The organism is Cellulomonas sp. EB106-03-03-XG116 (genome assembly GCF_058792015.1).
The window spans coordinates 78,396-97,958 of sequence record NZ_JBYTEP010000005.1 but is presented as its reverse complement, the minus strand read 5'-3'; the positions used below and the strand labels follow the sequence as shown (position 1 = coordinate 97,958).

Annotated in this window: 20 protein-coding genes; 16 read left to right on the top strand and 4 right to left on the bottom strand. The window is 76.2% G+C overall.

All coding sequences use genetic code 11. The features are described 5' to 3' along the window. The first annotated feature begins 16 nt into the window (after positions 1-16). From AC3WUG_RS03905 to AC3WUG_RS03890, 4 genes are all read left to right on the top strand, one after another. Positions 17-736 carry an MSMEG_4193 family putative phosphomutase gene (locus tag AC3WUG_RS03905; protein ID WP_492326449.1) on the top strand — a complete coding sequence of 240 codons (720 nt, stop codon included), beginning with the start codon at positions 17-19 and terminating at the stop codon, positions 734-736. A gap of 9 nt (positions 737-745) precedes the next feature. Further along, on the top strand, positions 746-1,306 hold the full coding sequence (locus AC3WUG_RS03900; RefSeq protein ID WP_492326448.1) for a DUF3090 domain-containing protein: 561 nt from the start codon (positions 746-748) through the stop codon (positions 1,304-1,306). A gap of 122 nt (positions 1,307-1,428) precedes the next feature. Continuing rightward, complete coding sequence (locus AC3WUG_RS03895; protein WP_147796193.1) at positions 1,429-1,827, top strand: DUF7144 family membrane protein; 399 nt, start codon at positions 1,429-1,431, stop codon at positions 1,825-1,827. A gap of 66 nt (positions 1,828-1,893) precedes the next feature. Beyond that, positions 1,894-2,667, top strand: coding sequence for an SCO1664 family protein (locus AC3WUG_RS03890; RefSeq protein WP_492326447.1), 774 nt, complete (start codon positions 1,894-1,896; stop codon positions 2,665-2,667). Between the two features lie 28 nt (positions 2,668-2,695). Here AC3WUG_RS03890 and AC3WUG_RS03885 read toward each other — a convergent pair whose 3' ends face one another. Then, entirely contained in the window at positions 2,696-3,424 is a 729-nt protein-coding gene (locus tag AC3WUG_RS03885) for a tyrosine-protein phosphatase (RefSeq protein WP_492326446.1), read from the bottom strand. Between the two features lie 118 nt (positions 3,425-3,542). Beyond that, positions 3,543-4,508 (bottom strand): alpha/beta hydrolase, encoded by a 966-nt coding sequence (locus tag AC3WUG_RS03880; RefSeq protein WP_492326445.1) that lies wholly within the window; start codon positions 4,506-4,508, stop codon positions 3,543-3,545. A gap of 531 nt (positions 4,509-5,039) precedes the next feature. On the opposite strand from AC3WUG_RS03880, the gene cysK reads away from it, so the two are divergent. After that, positions 5,040-5,975, top strand: coding sequence for a cysteine synthase A (gene cysK, locus AC3WUG_RS03875; RefSeq protein ID WP_492326444.1), 936 nt, complete (start codon positions 5,040-5,042; stop codon positions 5,973-5,975). A gap of 5 nt (positions 5,976-5,980) precedes the next feature. Beyond that, positions 5,981-6,694 (top strand): serine O-acetyltransferase EpsC, encoded by a 714-nt coding sequence (gene epsC, locus AC3WUG_RS03870; protein WP_492326443.1) that lies wholly within the window; start codon positions 5,981-5,983, stop codon positions 6,692-6,694. A 124-nt stretch (positions 6,695-6,818) separates the two neighbouring features. Here the strand turns inward: epsC and AC3WUG_RS03865 are convergent, their stop codons facing one another. Continuing rightward, positions 6,819-7,265: a methylglyoxal synthase gene (locus AC3WUG_RS03865; protein WP_147796187.1), complete on the bottom strand. Its 447-nt coding sequence runs from the start codon at positions 7,263-7,265 to the stop codon at positions 6,819-6,821. Positions 7,266-7,540: 275 nt separating this feature from the next. Here AC3WUG_RS03865 and AC3WUG_RS03860 point away from each other — a divergent pair, with 275 nt between their 5' ends. The 10 genes from AC3WUG_RS03860 to AC3WUG_RS03815 all read left to right on the top strand — a co-directional run bounded on the left by AC3WUG_RS03860 (position 7,541) and on the right by AC3WUG_RS03815 (position 18,677). Continuing rightward, a complete protein-coding gene (locus tag AC3WUG_RS03860) occupies positions 7,541-8,332 on the top strand; it encodes a class E sortase (protein ID WP_492326442.1) in 792 nt (263 codons plus the stop codon). Continuing rightward, the gene (locus tag AC3WUG_RS03855; RefSeq protein ID WP_218706293.1) at positions 8,332-8,493 is read left to right on the top strand and encodes a hypothetical protein; all 162 of its coding nucleotides are present in this window, start codon (positions 8,332-8,334) and stop codon (positions 8,491-8,493) included. The genes AC3WUG_RS03860 and AC3WUG_RS03855 overlap by 1 nt, the downstream gene beginning before the upstream one ends. 93 nt (positions 8,494-8,586) lie before the next feature. Continuing rightward, positions 8,587-9,621, top strand: a complete 1,035-nt coding sequence (locus AC3WUG_RS03850) for an LLM class F420-dependent oxidoreductase (protein ID WP_492326441.1) — start codon at positions 8,587-8,589, stop codon at positions 9,619-9,621. A gap of 216 nt (positions 9,622-9,837) precedes the next feature. After that, entirely contained in the window at positions 9,838-11,127 is a 1,290-nt protein-coding gene (locus AC3WUG_RS03845; protein ID WP_492326440.1) for a benzoate/H(+) symporter BenE family transporter, read from the top strand. Positions 11,128-11,610: 483 nt separating this feature from the next. After that, positions 11,611-12,498, top strand: coding sequence for an ABC transporter ATP-binding protein (locus tag AC3WUG_RS03840; RefSeq protein ID WP_492326439.1), 888 nt, complete (start codon positions 11,611-11,613; stop codon positions 12,496-12,498). Between the two features lie 51 nt (positions 12,499-12,549). Continuing rightward, positions 12,550-13,629, top strand: coding sequence for an aliphatic sulfonate ABC transporter substrate-binding protein (locus AC3WUG_RS03835; RefSeq protein ID WP_492326438.1), 1,080 nt, complete (start codon positions 12,550-12,552; stop codon positions 13,627-13,629). A 173-nt stretch (positions 13,630-13,802) separates the two neighbouring features. Further along, positions 13,803-14,681 carry an ABC transporter permease gene (locus AC3WUG_RS03830; RefSeq protein ID WP_492326437.1) on the top strand — a complete coding sequence of 293 codons (879 nt, stop codon included), beginning with the start codon at positions 13,803-13,805 and terminating at the stop codon, positions 14,679-14,681. Then, positions 14,678-16,744: an acetate--CoA ligase gene (gene acs / locus AC3WUG_RS03825; protein ID WP_492326436.1), complete on the top strand. Its 2,067-nt coding sequence runs from the start codon at positions 14,678-14,680 to the stop codon at positions 16,742-16,744. Before AC3WUG_RS03830 ends, acs begins: the two co-directional genes overlap by 4 nt. Then, positions 16,741-18,183, top strand: a complete 1,443-nt coding sequence (locus AC3WUG_RS03820; RefSeq protein WP_492326435.1) for an O-acetylhomoserine aminocarboxypropyltransferase/cysteine synthase family protein — start codon at positions 16,741-16,743, stop codon at positions 18,181-18,183. Before acs ends, AC3WUG_RS03820 begins: the two co-directional genes overlap by 4 nt. After that, positions 18,183-18,677 (top strand): CoA-binding protein, encoded by a 495-nt coding sequence (locus AC3WUG_RS03815; protein ID WP_492326434.1) that lies wholly within the window; start codon positions 18,183-18,185, stop codon positions 18,675-18,677. The genes AC3WUG_RS03820 and AC3WUG_RS03815 overlap by 1 nt, the downstream gene beginning before the upstream one ends. A gap of 155 nt (positions 18,678-18,832) precedes the next feature. On the opposite strand, the gene AC3WUG_RS03810 is transcribed toward AC3WUG_RS03815, so the two are convergent. After that, positions 18,833-19,513: a TetR/AcrR family transcriptional regulator gene (locus tag AC3WUG_RS03810; protein ID WP_492326433.1), complete on the bottom strand. Its 681-nt coding sequence runs from the start codon at positions 19,511-19,513 to the stop codon at positions 18,833-18,835. Positions 19,514-19,563: the final 50 nt, after the last annotated feature.

Sequence of the window (19,563 nt, the reverse complement as noted above, 5' to 3'; positions counted from 1 at the left end):
GCCTACGCTGCACCGCATGGCCACCGTCCTGCTCGTCCGCCACGGCCGCACCACCGCCAACGCCTCCGGCGTGCTCGCCGGCCGCACCCCCGGGGTGCTGCTCGACGCCGTCGGGCACGAGCAGGCCGCCCGCACCGCCGAGCGGCTGGCCGCCGTGCCGCTGGTCGCCGTGGTGACCAGCCCGCTCGAGCGGTGCCGGGAGACGGCCGACGCGCTGCTGGCCCGCCAGGCGGAGGCGCCGGCGACGCGGGTCGAGGACCGGCTGACCGAGTGCGACTACGGCGCGTGGCAGGGCCGGCCGCTGCGCGAGCTCGCCGACGAGCCGCTGTGGCGCACCGTCCAGGGCCAGCCGTCCGCGGCGGTGTTCCCGGGCGGCGAGTCGCTCGCGGCGATGCAGGCCCGCGCTGTGGCCGCCGTGCGGGAGCAGGACGCGGCGGTCGAGGCCGAGCACGGACCGGGCGCCGTGTGGGCGGCGGTGACGCACGGCGACCTGGTGAAGGCGCTGCTCGCGGACGCGCTCGGGATGCACCTCGACCTGTTCCAGCGGCTGCACGCGGGCCCGGCGTCGGTGTCGGTCGTGCGGTATGGTCCCGCGCGGCCCGAGGTCGTGGCCACGAACACGGACGCCGGCGACCTGTCCTGGCTGCGCGCGGCGGCGCCCGCGGGGGACGCGGCGGTCGGCGGCGGCGCGGGCGCGGCCGAGGCCGCGCGCGACGGTGTCGGTCCGCGCTCCTAGCATGGGGTCATGGCCACCCTCCTCCACCTGCACGACTGGCCCGACCGCGCGGTCATCGGCACCGTCGGCCGGCCCGGGGCCCGCACCTTCTACCTCCAGGCGCGCACCGGGCGCCGGCTGACCTCGGTCGCCATGGAGAAGGAGTGGGCGGCGACGCTCGCCGAGAAGATCGACGAGATCCTCGACGAGCTCATGACCACCGACGGCAACCCGTACAGCGTGCCCGCGGAGGCGTTCGCCGAGCTCGTGGACGCGGACCCGGTCGAGCAGCCCGTCGAGGAGGACTTCCGCCTCGGCCAGATGCGCCTGCACTTCGACCGGGCCACCGGGCAGATCGTCGTCGAGGCGTTCCCGCTCGTGCTGGTCGACTCCGAGGAGGAGGCCGAGCGGCTGGCCGCGGAGGACCCGGAGCCCGAGGAGGCGATGGTGCTGCGCATGCCCGTGGGCTCGGCACGCGCGTTCGCCGAGCGCGCCCGCCGGGTCGTCGCGCAGGGCCGCCCTGCCTGCCCGCGGTGCGGCGAGCCGATGGACCCCGAGGGCCACGTCTGCGGCGCGGCCGACCCCCGCTGACCGGCGCGGGCCCCCTCAGCCACTCGGCGCGGGTGATGCCGCCGCTGCCCGACCCTCCCTAGCGTCGGTCCCGGCTGCGGGTCCACCTGGCCCGATCGGCCCGGAGCGAGAGGGGTACCGGGATGAGCGAGCGTCGCAGCGGCCTGGCGGTCGGGATGACCGTCTTCGCCGGCACGATCATGATCATGATCGGCGTCATGCACGTCTTCCAGGGCATCGTCGCCCTGGTCAACGACACCTTCTACGTCGCCGGCGAGGAGTGGGTCCTCCAGCTCGACGTCACCTCGTGGGGCTGGGTGCACCTGATCCTCGGCGCGGTGGTCGCGCTCGCCGGGTTCTTCGTGTTCAGCGGCGCGGTCTGGGCCCGGACGATCGGCGTGATCATGGCCGTCGTCAGCGGGCTCGCGTCCTTCGCCTGGCTGCCGTACTACCCGGTGTGGGCGCTGGTCGTGATCGCGCTGGACGTGTTCGTGATCTGGGCGCTGACGGCGCACGGGCGGGAGATCGCCGAGCCGATGTGACGCGCTCGCGAGGGTCCGGGCCCGGCGAGCGGGCCCGGGTCCGCGCCCGCTCCTAGCATGGGCCGCATGCCCGCCGTGACCCCGCCCGACCTCGAGTCCGGCCCGCTCGAGGTGCTCGGCCGGATCACGGTGGCGTCGAACGCGACGTTCCTCGCCGAGATCGCCGGCACGCGCGTCGTCTACAAGCCGGTCGCGGGCGAGAAGCCGCTGTGGGACTTCCCCGACGGCACGCTCGCGCACCGCGAGGTCGCGGCCTACCTGGTGTCGGAGGCGACCGGCTGGGGGGTGGTCCCCCGCACCTGGCTGCGCGACGGTCCCCTGGGCCCCGGCATGGCCCAGCTGTGGCAGGAGCCGGACCGCGAGCAGGACCCCGTCGACGTCGTCCCGACGGCCGACGTGCCCGCGGGCGTCCGCACGGTGCTGGAGGGCGGCGACGAGCAGGGCGACCCCGTCACGCTGGTGCACGAGGACTCCCCCGCGCTGCGCCGGATGGCCGTGCTCGACGTCCTGCTGAACAACGCGGACCGGAAGGGCGGCCACGTGCTGCCGATGCCGGACGGCCGGCGGCTCGGCGTCGACCACGGGGTGACGTTCCACGTCGAGCCCCGGCTGCGCACGGTGCTGTGGGGCTGGCTCGGCGACGACCTGACGGCCGACGAGGTCGCGGGCGTCGAGCGCGTCCGCGTCGGCCTGGACGGCGACCTCGGTCGGCTGCTCGGCGCGCTGCTGGCGCCCGCCGAGGTGACCGCGCTCGCGGCGCGGTGCGACCGGCTGCTGCGCGACCCGCGGTTCCCCGGCCCCGAGGGCGAGATGCCCGCGGTGCCCTGGCCGCTGTTCTGACGCCGGCGCCGCCGTCCCGGCCCCGGGGTCAGGCCGGCACGAGCAGCGTCGCGCGCAGCCGGTCCAGGTCGTCCGCGCCGACACCCACCGACGCGAGGTAGCCCGCCACCCCGCCCCGCTCGCGGTCGAGCCACGCCAGCTCGTCCCGGAGCACGGCCGCCGGGCTGCTGCCGATCATCGCCCGCAGCCGCGCGTCGGGCCGCACGCCCAGCAGGCGCAGCCGCCGGAGCATGCGGTCGGTCCACTCCCCGGCCAGGTGCCCCTCGCTCGCGGCGTAGTCCGCGACCACCTCGTCCGGGTCGGCGCCGAGGACGAGGAGCACCAGGGCGACCACGATCCCGGTGCGGTCCTTGCCGGCGGTGCAGTGCACGACGACCGGCCCGGGCGACCCGGCGACGGCACGCACCGCCGCCCGCACCTCGGGCCCGTGCCCGACCAGGATCTCCCGGTAGACGTCGGACAGCTCCCAGCGACCCAGGAAGCTCGCCGTGGAGCCGCCGAGCATCGGGATGCGCACCACCTCGACGCCCCCGCCGAGCCGGTCCCGGCCGCCGAGCCGGCGGTCCCGGTCGGACCGCAGGTCCACGACCCGCCGGATCCCGAGCGCCGTCAGCGCGGCGCGCCCCTCCCGCCCGAGCCGGGACAGCGCGTCGGAGCGGAACAGGTACCCCGGGCGCAGCCGGTACCCGCCGCCCACGGTCGCGCGGACCTCGCGGAAGTTCGCGGTCCCCGGGACCTGCACGTCGGTGTCGCTCATGGTCGGACCAGTACACGGCCCCCGGCGCCCTGGGTGGTGCCCCCGGTACCGCTGCGTGGGTACCGCGCGCGACGCGGGCGTCGGTCAGGCGCGGGCGTCGGTCAGGCGCGGGCGTCGGTCAGGCGCGGGCGAGCGTCACGTCCAGCCAGCCGACGACCTCGTCCAGGTACCGGGTCCGGGCGGGCAGCGGGGACAGCGCGAGGTCGTGCGCCCCGCCGCTGATCTCCTCGAACGTGACGTCCCGCCCGAGCCGGGGCGCCAGCCGCCGCATGTCCGCGGGGTCCAGCACCGAGTCGGTGGTGAGCAGGCCGTCGTGCCAGCGGTCGTCCGGCCCCGAGGCGTCCGACGCGAGCACCAGCACCGGCACGTCGATGTCGAGCCCGCGCGCGACCTCCGCCTGCCCGCGCTTGATCGCGCGGACGAACCCCGCCCGCACCGGGAAGCCCGCGTACGGCTTCCAGGCCAGGTCGTACGACCACTCGCCGCCGCCCTCCGCGTGCAGCGCCCGGCCGTAGTGCTCGCCCACGTGCGACACCACCAGCCGCGGGGCGACCCGGCCGACGACGTGGTCGATCGTCCACGCGAGGACCGTGCGCTCGACGAACGAGCCGCGGACGTCCAACCACGGCGAGTTCAGCACCACCGCGTCGACCAGCCCCCGCCCGCGCCGGTGCTGGGCCCAGAGCGCCGCGATGAGGCCGCCTGTGGAGTGGCCCAGCAGCACCACGCGGTCGTGCCGCTCCCGCACGAGGCGGACCGCGGCGTCGATCTCCTCGGCGTAGACCGCCAGCGACCGGGTGTCGTTCGGCTCCCGGCCCGCGCGGATCGACCGGCCGTAGTCGCGCAGGTCCAGGGCGTACAGGTCGTAGCCGCGGTCGCCGAGCGCGTCGGCGACGTGCGTCTGGAAGAAGTAGTCGACGAAGCCGTGCACGTAGAGGACGGCCGGCCGCGCCCGGTCGCCGCCGGCGTCCCGCCGGTGCACCAGGGTCGCGACGGCGTCGCCCTGGGCGTCCGGGCGCAGGTGCAGCGTGCGCCGCACCCAGTCGCCGCCGAGCACGTCCTCCGCCGCGTCGTCCACCCGCATGCCGGTGATCCTGCCACCCGCGCTCACCTCCGCCTGACCCGCCGCGCGGCGGGTGCCCGCGCCGGCGTCCTCGCGGGTCGTGCGCCGCGTCGCCGCTGCTCCCGGTGGCGGCGCGCCTGGCGGTGCCGCACGGTGGAGGGGTGGAAGCCGGCCGTCGACCGGGCCCGCGCCGGGGTCCGCGGACCACCCGATCGGGGCGCCCGGGCATCTTTGTGGGCCCGCATGCGTTGGCGCTACTGTCGGCGCTGTCGGGTGCCGACCACCAGGGAGAGGGGACCGGGCATGCGCCTCGCGCCGAGCACCGCGCTCCTCCCGTCGCGCCCCGCCCCGCGCACCCCCGCCGCGCACACCGTGCCTGCTGCGCCCACGGCGACCCGCTGTCGCTGTCTGTAGAGCGCTGGCCGCACCGCCGCACGCCGGCTCCCGGCCCGACCCGGGCCCACCCCGGGCCAGCGCTCGCCCTCGACCCGCGGCCGGGCGCGCCCCGCGCCGTTCCCCCTGCACCGCCGACACTCCCAAGGACGGACTGACATGGCACGCATCTACGACGACGCGACGCAGCTCATCGGCAACACCCCGCTGGTGCGGATCAACAAGCTGACCGAGGGCGTCGACGCGACGGTCGTCGGCAAGCTCGAGTTCTACAACCCCGCCAGCTCGGTGAAGGACCGCATCGGCGTCGCGATCGTCGACGCGGCGGAGCGCTCGGGCGAGCTGCGGCCCGGCGGCACGATCGTGGAGGCGACCTCGGGCAACACGGGCATCGCGCTCGCGTTCGTCGGCGCGGCCCGCGGCTACGACGTCGTGCTCACCATGCCGGAGTCCATGTCGAAGGAGCGCCGCGCGCTGCTCCGCGCGTACGGCGCCGAGCTCATCCTCACCCCCGCGTCCGAGGGCATGAAGGGCGCCGTCAACCGCGCGAACGAGATCGTGGCGGAGCGCCCGGGCGCGATCCTCGCCCGCCAGTTCGCCAACGAGGCCAACCCGGAGATCCACCGCCGCACCACCGCCGAGGAGATCTGGGCGGACACCGACGGCGGCGTCGACATCCTGGTCGCCGGCATCGGCACCGGCGGCACGATCACGGGCGTCGGCCAGGTGCTCAAGGAGCGCAAGCCCGGCGTGCAGATCGTGGGCGTCGAGCCCGCCGAGTCGCCGATCCTCAACGGCGGCCAGCCCGGCCCGCACAAGATCCAGGGCATCGGCGCGAACTTCGTCCCGGAGATCCTCGACACCGACGTCTACGACGAGATCATCGACGTGGACGCCGACACCGCCGTCGCCGTCGCGCGCCGGGCCGCGAAGGAGGAGGGGCTGCTCGTCGGCATCTCCTCCGGCGCCGCCCTGCACGCCGCGATCGAGCTCGGCAAGCGCCCCGAGAACGCCGGGAAGCTGATCGTCGTGATCATCCCGTCGTTCGGCGAGCGCTACCTCTCCTCCATCCTGTACGCCGACCTCCTGGACTGATCGCCATGACCTCGACCACGCGACCGCCGCTCACGGGCGGCACCTCCCGGCCCGGTGGCCGCGGGGTGCCGACCCCGGCGCGCGCGTCCTCCGCCGAGCGCAGGGCGACCGGGGCCACCGGCGCCGGCGAGCACTGGCGCAGCCTGCGCCGGTTCGCCCGCACTCTGCGCGAGGACCTGGAGGCGGCGCAGCGCCGGGACCCGGCCGCGCGGTCGCGGGTCGAGGTCGCCCTGGCGTACCCGGGCCTGCACGCGGTGTGGGTGCACCGGGTCGCGCACCGGATGTGGCGCGAGCCGGCGCTGCGGCTGCCGGCCCGGCTGCTGTCCCAGGTGTCCCGGGCCGTCACCGGGGTGGAGATCCACCCCGGCGCGACGATCGGCCGGCGGCTGTTCATCGACCACGGCATGGGCGTCGTCGTCGGCGAGACCGCCGTGGTCGGCGACGACGTGGTGCTGTTCCACGGCGCGACGCTCGGCGGCAAGACGATGAAGCGCGGCAAGCGGCACCCGACGGTCGGCGACCACGTCGTCATCGGCGCGGGCGCGAAGGTGCTCGGGCCCGTGTGGATCGGCGACGGCGCGCAGGTCGGCGCGAACGCGGTGGTGCTCAAGGACGTGCCCGCGGGCGCGGTGGCGGTGGGCGTCCCGGCGCAGATCCGGCAGAAGCCGAGCTCGGCCCCGCCGGAGCCGGAGGTCGACGACCCGGCGATCTACATCTGACGACCCGGCGACGCGCGCGCCCGGCACCCGCCCTACGGCTTCCGGCCCCGCCTCCTGCGATCGCAGGGTGCGGGGCCGGAGACCGTAGGGCAGGCGGCCGCCGGCCGACCGCGACGACGCGAGGTCAGGCGACCGGGGAGCTGCCGTCCCAGGCGCGCGGGGTGATCTCCGGGCGGCTGGTCCACTCCTCGCCCAGCATCGGCGACGAGATCAGCATGTCGGCGGTCGCGACGTTCGCCGCCATCGGGACGTTCCACACCGCGGCGATCCTGAGCAGCGCCTTGACGTCGGGGTCGTGCGGCTGCGGCTCCAGCGGGTCCCAGAAGAACACCAGCATGTCGATGGTGCCCTCGGCGATCTTGGCGCCGATCTGCTGGTCGCCGCCGACCGGGCCGGACAGCAGCCGGGTCACCGGCAGGCCGAGCTCGAACTCCAGCATCGTGCCGGTGGTACCGGTCGCGTACAGGTGGTGCCGCGACAGGGTGCCGCGGTTGAACTCCGCCCAGCGGAGCAGCTCGACCTTCTTGTTGTCGTGCGCGACGAGGGCGATGTGGTGGGCGGCGCCGGGCATGGGCGGGGTCCTTCCGTGGAGCGGTGCATCGGTGGGCGGGCTGCGACGACGGCGGGGCGCCCGGAGCACACCCTAGGGCCCGCGGATGTCGGCCCGGTGCGGGCGCCCCGACCGGCTCACCGGGACCGGCCCACGCGCCCACCGGGGCGGCACCGAGCCGCCCACCGGGACCCCCCGATCCCCCACCCGGACCGTCCGCGCGCGCACTCACTCCCCCGCCCGTGCACCACTCAGCCGCCGACTGAGTGGTGCGCGGGGCACCTAGCGTCGACGGCGTGACCCAGCCGCCCGCACCCGCCCCCGCGCCCGTGCGCGCCCGGACGCCCGCCTCGGCCCGCGTCCGCCGCGCGCCCGCGCCGGTGTCGGCGACCGGCGTCGTCGGGGAGCTGCTCCTCACCCTGGGCGCGCTGCTCGCGCTGTTCCTCGTGTGGCAGCTGTGGTGGACGACGGTCACCGCCCGGCAGGACGCCGATGCCGTGCTCGCCGAGGTCCGCGTCGGGTTCCCGCCCGCCGCCGTGACGGCGCCCGCGCTGCGCACGGACGACCCGCCGGTCCCCGAGCCGGTCGCGCACGGCGAGGTCGTCGGCGTGCTCACCGTGCCGCGCTGGGAGGGGCTGACCCGGAACGCGATGCCGGTCGTCGAGGGCACCACCCCGGACCTGCTCGACCGTGCGATGGCCGGACGGTACGCGGGGACGCAGCAGCTCGGCGAGGTGGGCAACGTCGCGCTCGCCGGGCACCGGCGCACCTGGGGCGACTCCTTCCGGCACGTCGACCGGCTGGTCCCCGGCGACCCGGTGGTGGTCGAGACGGCCAGCACCTGGTACGTCTACGAGGTCACGTCGCACGAGATCGTCGAGCCGTCGGAGTCGTCCGTGCTCGCGCCCGTCCCCCGGCAGCCCGGCGTCGCGCCGACCGAGCGGCTGCTCACGCTCACCACCTGCCACTCGCGCACGCTCGGCGAGTTCGGCAACGACCAGCGGTGGATCACCTACGCCACCTTCGTCGGCTGGCTCGACCGGGCCGAGGGGACGCCCGAGCCGGTCCTCGCCCTGGGAGGCGCCTGATGTACGCGTGGCTGTTCCGCCGGCTGCCCGGGCCGCTGCCGGTGCGGGTGCTGCTCGCGCTGGTCGTGCTCGCCGCGGTGCTCGTCGGGCTGTTCGGGTGGGGGTTCCCCGCCGTGGCACCGCACCTGACCTGGCTGACCGGCGACCCGTCGCTCGGCTGACGCGCGCCCGACCTCCTCGCGCCGCGCGGCCGCGCACGGCAGCATGGGCCGCGGCCGCGCTCACCGGCGAGCGCGCGAGGACGAGGAGGCGGCATGCGGCTCGGCTACCACACCGGGTACTGGTCGGCGGGTCCCCCGCCCGGGGCCGCGGAGGCGGTGCTGACGGCCGACCGGCTCGGGCTCGACTCCGTGTGGACGGCCGAGGCGTACGGCTCGGACGCGTTCACCCCGCTCGCGTGGTGGGGCGCCCGCACGTCGCGGGTCCGGCTCGGCACCGCCGTCGCGCAGGTCGCCGCCCGGACCCCGACCGCCACGGCGATGGCCGCGCTCACCCTGGACCACCTCTCGGGCGGGCGGTTCACGCTCGGCCTCGGGGTGTCCGGGCCGCAGGTCGTCGAGGGCTGGTACGGGCAGCCGTACCCCCGCCCGCTCGCCCGGACCCGCGAGTTCGTCGCGATCGTCCGCGACGTGCTCCGCCGGGAGGGGCCGGTGCGCGCCGGCGGGCCGTTCTACCGGCTCCCGCTGCCCGAGGACGAGGGCTCGGGGCTGGGCAAGGCGCTGCGCTCGACCGTGCACCCGCTGCGCGCCGACCTGCCGATCCACCTCGCCGCCGAGGGGCCGAAGAACATCGCGCTCGCCGCGGAGATCGCCGACGGCTGGCTGCCGCTGTTCTACGCGCCGCGGCTCGACGACGAGTTCCGCGGGCTGCTCGCCGAGGGCTTCGACCGCCGGCTCGCCGGGACGCGACCGGTCGAGGACTTCGAGGTCACCGCCACGGTGCCGGTCGTGCTGGGCACCGACGTCGAGTCCGCCGCGGACGCCGTGCGGCCGTTCGTCGCGCTGTACGCCGGCGGGATGGGCGCCAAGGGGGCGAACTTCCACGCGAACGCGCTGGCCCGGCTCGGCTACGCGGAGGCGTGCGCGGAGATCCAGGCGCACTACCTCGCGGGCGACCGCGCGCGGGCCGCGGCCGCGGTGCCGACCGAGCTGGTGCGGGACGTGGCGCTGGTCGGCACGCCGGACGACGTGCGCCAGCAGGCGGCGGCGTGGCGCGGCACGGCGGTGACGACGCTGCTGCTCCAGGCGGCCCCCGACCAGCTGGAGCAGATCGCGGGCCTGCTCGGCTGACCGCGGGGGGCGCCGCACGTCGGGCGGGCGCCGCCGCCGGTGAGGTCGTCACAACCTGGTGAGGTCGTCACTCGTGTGTGACGACCTCACCACGATGTGACGACCTCACCGCGGTGCTCCGACCTCACGAGCCCGCCTCGGACGCGGTCCCGGCCGCCGGCCCGACGGGCGGACGGCGCAACGCGGTGGACACACCGCGGGGATAGCGTCCGGCGCGTGACCCTGCCCGATGCGCAGCCCGACGACGCACCCGGCGGCCCCGACGCACCCCTGCACGGCGCCACCGGAGCCCCACCGCTCCCGCGCACGCCGTCCGCGGCGTCGCAGCCGGCACCCGGCTCCGCAGCGCCGCGGGACGGCGGCACGCACGTCGCCGCCGGCGTCGTCACGGCGCTCGTGGGGTTCACCAGCGCGTTCGCCGTCGTGCTCGGCGGGCTGCGCGCGGTCGGCGCGACCCCCGCGCAGGCGGCGTCCGGGCTGCTGGCCGTCACGCTGGCGATGGGCGCCGCGACGATCCTGCTGGCGTGGCGCACCCGGCTGCCGATCACGGTCGCCTGGTCGACCCCCGGCGCCGCGCTGCTCGCGACCACCGGGACCGCGGCGGGCGGGTGGCCGGAGGCGGTCGCGGGGTTCGTCCTGTGCGGGGTGCTGCTCGCGGCGGTCGGGCTGTGGCGGCGGCTCGAGCGCTGGGTGCGGCTGATCCCGGTGCCGCTGGCGAACGCGATGCTCGCGGGCGTCCTCGTCGACCTCTGCCTGCAGCCGGTGCTCGCGCTCGCGGACCGGCCGCTGCTGGTCGGACCGGTGGTCGTCGTGTGGCTCGTGCTGCTGCGGCTGGCGCCGCGGTGGGCCACGCCCGCGGCCATCGGGCTCGCGGTGGCGATCGCCGTCGCCTCGCCCGGCGTGCGCGCGCTCGACGCCGCGGACCTGGTGCCGTCGCTGACCTGGACCACGCCGCAGCCGTCCTGGTCCGCCGTGGTGTCGGTAGCGGTGCCGCTGTTCGTCGTGACGATGGCGTCGCAGAACATCCCGGGCGTCGCCGTGCTGGCCGGCTTCGGCTACGCCGCTCCCCTGCGCCGGGTCATGCTCGTGACCGGCGCGGGGACCGTGCTCGCGGCCCCGTTCGGCGGCCACGCGATCAACCTCGCGGCGATCAGCGCGGCGCTCGCCGCCGGCCCCGAGGGCGGGCCGGACCCGCGGCGGCGGTGGCGGGCGGCGGTCGTGGCGGGCTGCGGGTACGTGCTGCTGGCCGTGGCCTCGGCGGCGGTGGCGGCCGTGGCGCTGGCGGCGCCCGCCGGGCTGATCGCCGCGGCGGCGGGGCTGGCGCTGGTGGGGACGCTCGCCGCGTCGCTGGGCGGGGCGTTCGGCCCGGCCGGGCACCGCGAGGCGGCCGCGGTGACGTTCCTGGTCACGGTGTCGGGCGTGAGCGTCGGCGGCGTCTCGGCGGCGTTCTGGGGCCTGCTCGCGGGCATCGCCGTCCACCTCACCCTGCGCGCCGCCCGCCGCTGACGGGCGGCGGGATCCTCTCGCCCACGGTTTCCGGCCCCGCCGCCGACGATCGGAGCGCGCGGCGCCGGGAACCGTAGGCCGCGAGACACCCAGGCCGGCGCGACGGCTGAGCGCGGCCGGGCGGGCTTGTCGCGTCGGGCGGCGGACGCTACTGTCGGCGGTGATCCCGAGACGTGAACACTTGCGTCTCGCCAGGCGAGACAACGTGAGGAGGCGGCCCGTGGCCCGGTCGATGCACCCGCGCACGACCCAGCGCCCGGGCCTGCCGATGCCCGCGTCCGCGCGCTGCTGTCGCCCCTCGGCGAGCTGTCCGCGCACCTCCCGCGCCGCCTGACCCGCGTCCTCGACGCCCACCGGCCGCGCCCCGGCAGCACCCCGCCCGCCCGCGACCCGTCCGACCCGCGCACCGCCGCCGGTCGCCGACAGGTCCGGGCCCGCCGCCCCGCGCCGCGTCCACGTGGCCCCGACGACCCGGGAACTCCCATGACCTCCGCCCCCAGCGCCGCCACGGCCCACGCCGCCACCACCGCCCGCGCCACCGCCGGCCCCGCGAGCGCCCCCGCCGCCGCACGCCCCGTCGCGCTCCGCGGCGTCGCCCGCACCTTCGCGACCCCGGCCGGCCCGCGCCCGGTGCTCGCCGCCCTCGACCTGGAGGTCGCCGCCGGCGAGATCGTCGCCGTCATCGGCCCGTCCGGCTGCGGCAAGTCGACGCTGCTGCGCCAGGTCGCCGGCCTCGACGCCCCGGACGCGGGGTCGATCCTGATCGGCGACGCGCCGGTCGCGCCGTACGACCCGCGCACCGCCGTCGCGTTCCAGGAGCCGCGCCTGCTGCCGTGGCGGACGCTGGCGCACAACGTCGCGCTCGGCGTCCCCCGCGGCACCCCGCGCGCCGAGTCCCGCGAGCAGGTCGCCCGGCTGCTGGACCTGGTCGGGCTCGCCGGGTCGGCGGGGCTGCGCCCGCGGCAGGTGTCCGGCGGCATGGCGCAGCGCGCGTCCCTGGCCCGGGCGCTCGCCCGCCGGCCGGGGGTGCTGCTCCTCGACGAGCCGTTCGGCGCGCTCGACGCCCTGACCCGCCTGCGGATGCAGGACCTGCTGCTCGAGGTGCACGCCACCCGCCCGACGACCGTGCTGCTCGTGACGCACGACGTCGAGGAGGCCCTGTACCTGGCCGACCGCGTCGTCCTGCTCGGCGCCCTCGACCCCGCCGCGCCGGACGCCGCCTCGGTCCGCTCCGTCATCGCCGTCCCCGGCGACCGGCCCCGCGACCGCGCGGACGCCCGGCTGGCCGAGCTGCGCGCCGAGCTGCTGGACGGCCTCGGCGTGCCCTCGCACCACCCGACGCACGACCCCGACGCGCACCACTCGATCTGACCGCGCACCACCCGAGACCCCGACACCCCGACACCCCACCTGGAGCCCGCCATGACCGCCCTGACCACCGCCCTCCGTCGCCGAGCGCGCGGCCCGATCGCCCTCGGCGCCGCCGCCGTCGCCGCGACCCTGCTGCTCGCCGGCTGCGTGGCCGGCGAGGGCGAGACCGCCCAGGCGGCGGACGCCCCGGAGGACGGCGCCACAGCCGCCGACGGCTGGAGCGCCGACACCCTGACGGTCGACTTCGCCACCTACAACCCGCTGAGCCTGGTCATCAAGGACCAGGGCTGGCTGGAGGAGACGCTCGGCGATGACGTCGACGTCGAGTGGGTGCAGTCCGCCGGGTCGAACAAGGCCAACGAGGCGCTGCGCGCCGGCGCGATCGACGTGGGCTCCACCGCGGGCTCGGCGGCGCTGCTCGCCCGGTCCAACGGCTCGCCGATCCGGACCATCGACATCTACGGCCAGCCGGAGTGGGCCGCGCTCGTCGTCCCGGCCGGCTCGGACATCACCGACGTCGCCGACCTGGCCGGCCGCTCGGTCGCCGCGACCAAGGGCACCGACCCGTACTTCTTCCTGCTGCAGTCCCTGGAGGAGGCGGGCGTCGACCCGGCGGACGTCGAGGTGCAGAACCTGCAGCACGCCGACGGCAGGGCGGCGCTGGAGAACGGCTCGGTCGACGCGTGGTCCGGCCTGGACCCGCTGATGGCCGCGAGCGAGGCCGAGGCCGGCTCGACGCTGCTGTACCGGAACGTCGACTTCAACACCTACGGGTTCCTCAACGCGACCCAGGACTTCCTGGACGCGAGCCCGGACCTGGCGCAGGTCGTCGTGGACGCCTACGAGAAGGCGCGCGCCTGGGCGCAGGAGAACCCCGACGAGGTCGTGAACATCCTCGCCGAGGTCGCCGGCATCGACCCGGCCGTCGCCGAGACCGTCATCACCGAGCGCACCACGCTCGACATCGACCCGGTCCCCGGCCAGGCGCAGCGCGACGTGCTCGAGGTCGTCGGCCCGATCTTCGTCGAGTCCGGCGACGTGTCGAGCCAGGACCTGGTGGACACCGCCCTGGACGAGCTGTTCGACCCGCAGTTCGCCGAGAACGCCGACCCGTCGACGATCGCGGACTGACCCGCACCGGGCCTGTCTCTTCTCCACATCTGACGCTGCCGACGAAGGCCGTGGAGTGTAGATCTCTGTGGTCGCCNNNNTACGCCCCCCCCCCCCCCCCCCCCCCCCCCCCCCCCCCCCCCCCCCCCCCCCGGCCCCGGCACCACCGACCACCCCCGACGGAAGAGCCCGCCATGACCAACGCCTCCGCGACGATCACCGGCTCCGCCGCGCCCGTGACGGACGCCCGCGGCCGCGCGCTGCCCGGGCTGAACCCGTTCAGCCTCGGCCTGGCCGCCCGGCCCGGCGCCGGCCCGCTGTCCCGCCGGCCGGTCCGGATCGCGCTCGGGCTGGTCGTCCCCGCGGTGCTCCTGGTCGCGTGGCAGCTCGTCACGACGTCCGGCCTGGTCGCCCCGTACCAGCTGCCGAGCCCGGCGTCCGTCTGGACGGCCGCGGTCGACCTCGCGGAGCGCGGCCTGCTCGGCCAGTACGTCGCGATCTCGACGCAGCGCGTCGTCCTCGGGTTCCTGATCGGCGCGGCGCTCGGGCTCGCGGTCGGGTCCGTCGTCGGGCTGTCCCGGCTGGCGGGCGCGCTGCTGGAGCCGGTGCTCGGCGCGATCCGGGCGGTGCCGTCGCTGGCCTGGGTGCCGCTGCTCATCCTCTGGATGGGGATCGCCGAGGACTCCAAGCTGACCCTCATCGCGATCGGGGCGTTCTTCCCCGTGTACACGACCGTCGTCGCCGCGCTGCGGCACGTCGACGCGCACCTGGTCGAGGCCGGGCGTGCGTACGGGCTGCGCGGCGCGCGGTTGCTGGGCGCGGTGCAGCTGCCCGCGGCCGTCCCCTCCGTGGTGGCGGGCCTGCGGCTCGCCCTCGCGCAGTCCTGGCTGTTCCTGGTGGCCGCCGAGCTCATCGCGTCGTCGATGGGCCTCGGCTTCCTCCTGATGGACAGCGGGCAGAACGGCCGCGTCGACCGGGCGATCCTCGCGATCGTCCTGCTGGCGCTGCTGGGCAAGCTGACCGACGCGCTGATCGGCCTGGCCGAGAAGTCGCTCCTGAGAAGGTGGGCATGACGAGCACGACGAGCGCGACCATCGCCGCGCTGCAGACCGAGACCCGCGCGTACCCGGCCCCGGCCGGCGACTGGAACGTGGGACCGGAGGAGGCGGCCCGGCTGCGGGCGCACGCCGACGCCGACCACGTGGGCTTCTGGGAGGACGCCGCGCGCCGCCTGGAGTGGGCCGAGCCCTGGCACACCGCGCACACCTGGTCCCCCGCGGTCGAGGGCCCGGACGGCGAGCTGACGGTGCCCGAGGCGCAGTGGTTCGTCGGCGGCCGGCTGAACGCCGCGGTGAACTGCGTCGACCGGCACGTGGCCGCCGGCCGGGGCGACAAGGTCGCGATCCACGCCGAGGGCGAGCGCGGCGACCGGCGGTCGATCACGTACGCCGATCTGCAGCGCGAGGTGTCCCGAGCGGCCAACGCGCTGACCGACCTCGGCATCGGCCCCGGCGACCGGGTGGTCGTCTACCTGCCGGTGATCGCCGAGACGATCGTCGTCACCCTGGCGATCGCCCGGATCGGCGCGGTGCACTCGCTGGTGTTCGGCGGGTTCTCCGCGGAGGCCGTGCGGTTCCGGGTGCAGGACACCGGCGCGAAGCTGCTCGTCACGTCCGACGGCCAGTTCCGCCGCGGGCAGGCCGTCGAGGTGAAGTCCGCCGCCGACGCCGCGGTCGAGGGCCTGGACCACGTCGAGCACGTGCTGGTCGTGCGCCGCACCGGGCAGGACGTGGCCTGGACCGCGGGGCGCGACGTCTGGTGGCACGACGTCGTGGACACGGCCTCCGACGAGCACGAGGCGCAGGCCTTCGACGCCGAGCACCCTCTGTTCATCATCTACACCTCGGGCACCACCGGGAAGCCCAAGGGCCTGGTGCACACCACCGGCGGCTACCTCACGCACGCGTCGTGGACGCACTGGGCGATGTTCGACGCCAAGCCCGACGACGTGCACTGGTGCACCGCCGACCTCGCGTGGGTCACCGCGCACACCTACGAGATCTACGGGCCGCTGAGCAACGGGCTGACCCAGGTGATCTACGAGGGCACGCCGGACACCCCGCACCGCGAGCGGCACCTCGAGGTCATCGAGCGGTACGGCGTCACCGTGTACTACACCGCGCCGACGCTGATCCGGACCTTCATGACCTGGTTCCCCGAGGGGCTGCCCGCCGGGTACGACCTGTCGACGGTCCGGCTGCTCGGCACGGTCGGCGAGGCGATCAACCCCGAGGCGTGGGTGTGGTTCCGCGAGCAGTTCGGTGCCGGGACCGCGCCGGTCGTCGACACCTGGTGGCAGTCCGAGACCGGCGCGGCCGTCATCGCCCCGCTCCCCGGCGTCACGACGCTGAAGCCCGGCTCGGCGACCCGCGCGCTGCCCGGGTTCTCGGCGAAGGTCGTCGACGACGCCGGCGCCGAGGTGCCACGCGGGTCCGGCGGCTACCTCGTGCTCGACCGGACCTGGCCCGGCATGGCGCGGACCGTCTGGGGCGACCCGGCGCGGTTCCGCGACTCCTACTGGCGGCCGTTCGCCGCGCACGGCTACTTCCTGGCCGGCGACGGCGCGTCCTGGGACGCCGACGGCGACGTGTGGCTGCTCGGCCGGGTGGACGACGTCGTGAACGTGGCGGGCCACCGGCTGTCGACCATCGAGATCGAGTCGGCCCTCGTCGCGCACCCGGCGGTCGGCGAGGCCGGCGTCGCGGGCGTCGTGGACGCGGTCGGCGGGCAGGCGGTGGCGGCGTTCGTCGTCCCGGCCGTCGCCCCCGGCCCGGTCGAGGACCTGGCCGCCTGGCGGGCCGCCGCCGCGGCGCTGCGCGAGGACCTGCGGGCCCAGGTGCAGCGCGAGATCGGCCCGGTCGCCAAGCCGAAGCACGTCGTCCTCGTCCCCGAGGTCCCCAAGACCCGGTCCGGCAAGATCATGCGGCGGCTGCTGGCCGAGCTGCACGACGGCCGGCCACTGGGCGACGTCACCTCCCTGCAGAACCCCTGGGCCGTGGACCAGGTCGCCGCGCTGCTGCGCGACGGCGCTAGCCTCGCCCCGATCCCCGAGGCCGAGGAGGCCACCGCCCGATGAGCTCCGAGCACCGCTTCGGCTTCCGCACCCGCGCCCTGCACGCCGGGGCGATCCCCGACGCCGCGACCGGCGCCCGCGCCGTGCCGATCTACCAGACGACGTCGTTCGTGTTCAGCGACACCACCGACGCCGCGAACCTGTTCGCGCTGCAGAAGTACGGCAACATCTACTCCCGGCTCGGCAACCCCACGGTCGCCGCGTTCGAGGAGCGGATCGCGTCGCTCGAGGGCGGCATCGGCGCCGTCGCCACCGCGTCCGGCATGGCGGCGGAGTTCATCACGTTCGCCGCGCTGGTCGGGGCCGGGGACCACATCGTCGCCTCGGCGCAGCTCTACGGCGGCACCGTCACCCAGCTCGACGTGACCCTGCGCCGGTTCGGCGTCGAGACCACGTTCGTCGCCGGCACCGACCCGGCCGACTACGCCGCGGCCATCCGCCCCGAGACCAAGGCCGTCTACACCGAGGTCGTCGCGAACCCGTCCGGCGAGGTCGCCGACCTGGCCGGGCTGGCCGAGGTCGCGCACGCCGCGGGCGTCCCGCTGGTCGTCGACGCCACGCTGTCGACCCCGTACCTGGTGCGGCCGATCGAGCACGGCGCGGACATCGTGATCCACTCCGCCACCAAGTTCCTCGGCGGGCACGGCACCACGCTGGGCGGCGTCGTCGTCGAGTCGGGCCGGTTCAACTGGGGCAACGGCAAGTTCCCGCAGATGACCGAGCCGGTGCCGTCGTACAACGGCGTGAAGTGGTGGGAGAACTTCGGCGAGTACGGCTTCCTCACCAAGCTGCGCTCCGAGCAGCTCCGGGACATCGGCCCGTCGCTGTCCGCGCAGTCGGCGTTCCAGCTGCTGCAGGGCGTGGAGACGCTCCCCCAGCGGCTCGACGCGCACCTCGCCAACGCCCGGGCCGTCGCCGAGTGGCTGGACGCGGACCCGCGGGTCACGTCGGTGCAGTGGGCCGGCCTGCCGTCGCACCCGCACCACGAGCGCGCGCAGCGCTACCTGCCGCTCGGCCCCGGGTCGGTGTTCGCGTTCCGGCTCGCCGCGACCGCGGACCGCGACGGCCGCGAGGTCGGGCGCGGGTTCATCGAGAACCTGCAGCTCGCCAGCCACCTGGCCAACGTCGGCGACGCGCGCACGCTCGTCATCCACCCGGCGTCGACCACGCACCAGCAGCTGTCCGCGGAGCAGCTCGCCACGGCGGGCGTCCCCGAGGACCTGGTGCGGATCAGCGTCGGGCTCGAGGACCCGGAGGACATCCTCTGGGACCTGGACCAGGCGCTCACGGCGGCGACGGCGCCGCGCGAGGCGTCCGACGGCGCCACCGACGGGGCCGCGGCCGCGGCCACCCGCCCGAGCGTTCCCGCCGCGCCCGTCGTCGGTGCGGCCGTGACCGGCATCGCCGGCGGCGCGTCCTGCTCTGTCCCGGAGGCGAACTGATGACCACGACCCCCGAGCGCACCTGGCAGGGCCCGAGCGCGCCCGAGCGGCTGGCGCTGCTCCGCCGCACCCGGTCGATCGCGATCGTCGGCGCGTCGAACAACCCGGCGCGCGCGTCGTACTTCGTCACGACGTACCTGCTGTCCAGCACGCCGTACGACGTCTACCTGGTGAACCCGCGCGAGACGTCGATCCTCGGCCAGCCCGTCTACCCGTCGCTCGACGCGCTGCCGGTCGTCCCGGACCTGGTCGACGTGTTCCGCCGGCACGACGACCTGCCGACCGTGCTCGACGAGACGCTGGCGGTCGGCGCGAAGGCCCTGTGGCTCCAGCTCGGCTCGTGGCACGAGGAGGTCGCGGAACGCGGCGAGGCGGCCGGCCTGACGGTCGTCATGGACCGCTGCGTGAAGATCGAGCACGCCCGCTTCCACGGCGGCCTGCACCTCGCGGGCTTCGACACGGGCGTGATCAGCAGCAAGCGCGCCCTGGCGTAGGCCCCCTCCTGCCGCCGAGATGGCAACTCTCGGCTGTGCGCGGGCGCCCCGCCGCAGCCGAGAGTTGCCATCTCGGCGTCGTGTCCGCGCGAGGCGAGCGGGCGCGGGCGGGCGCAGGCGGCGCGTCAGCGGGGCGGCGTCGCCCGCGTGGCGCGTCAGCGCGCGTCGGCGAGGAGGGCCTGCTCGCCCGCCGCGGCGTCGGCCGGGCGGCCCGTCGCCAGCGGCAGGATGATCGTGTCGATCAGCCGCTCGGCGAACTCCGCGTCCATCGGGCGGTGCGCCACGACCTTGCGGTAGTGCGCCATCGCCGGCGCGACCGCCGCGACCATGTCGAGGTCGACCCCCGGCGCCGTGTCGCCCCGCAGCCGCGCGCGCTCGAGCACCTCGCGCGCGAGCCGGACCCGGCCGGCCACGAACTGCTCGTGGAACACCTCGCGCACCTCGGGCTCCTCGCGGACCGCCGTGAGCAGGCCGGTCATGAGGTCGTCGCTCTTCATCCGGGTGGCGCGCACGAAGATGCTCAGCAGGTCGTCGCGGATCGACCCGGTGTCGGGGACCTCGTCGATCGTCATCTGCTTCGCGCACAGCAGGCAGTCGACGGTGAGCTGCACCTTCGACGGCCAGCGGCGGTAGACGGTCGACTTGCCCGCCCCGGCACGCTCGGCGACCGCGTCCATCGTCATGCCGTCGTAGCCGCGCTCGATGAGCAGCTCGCGGGCCGCGGCGAGGATGACCTCGTCCTTCGACTCGTCGCGGCGCCGGCCGGGTCGGCGGGCGGCGGAGGCGGTCCCGCCCGCGGGCGCGCCGACGGCCGCGGCGTCCTCGCGCGCGGTCATCCGGGCTCCTCTCGACGTCGTCATCATGCCCGCCCGGCGCCGCGGAAACA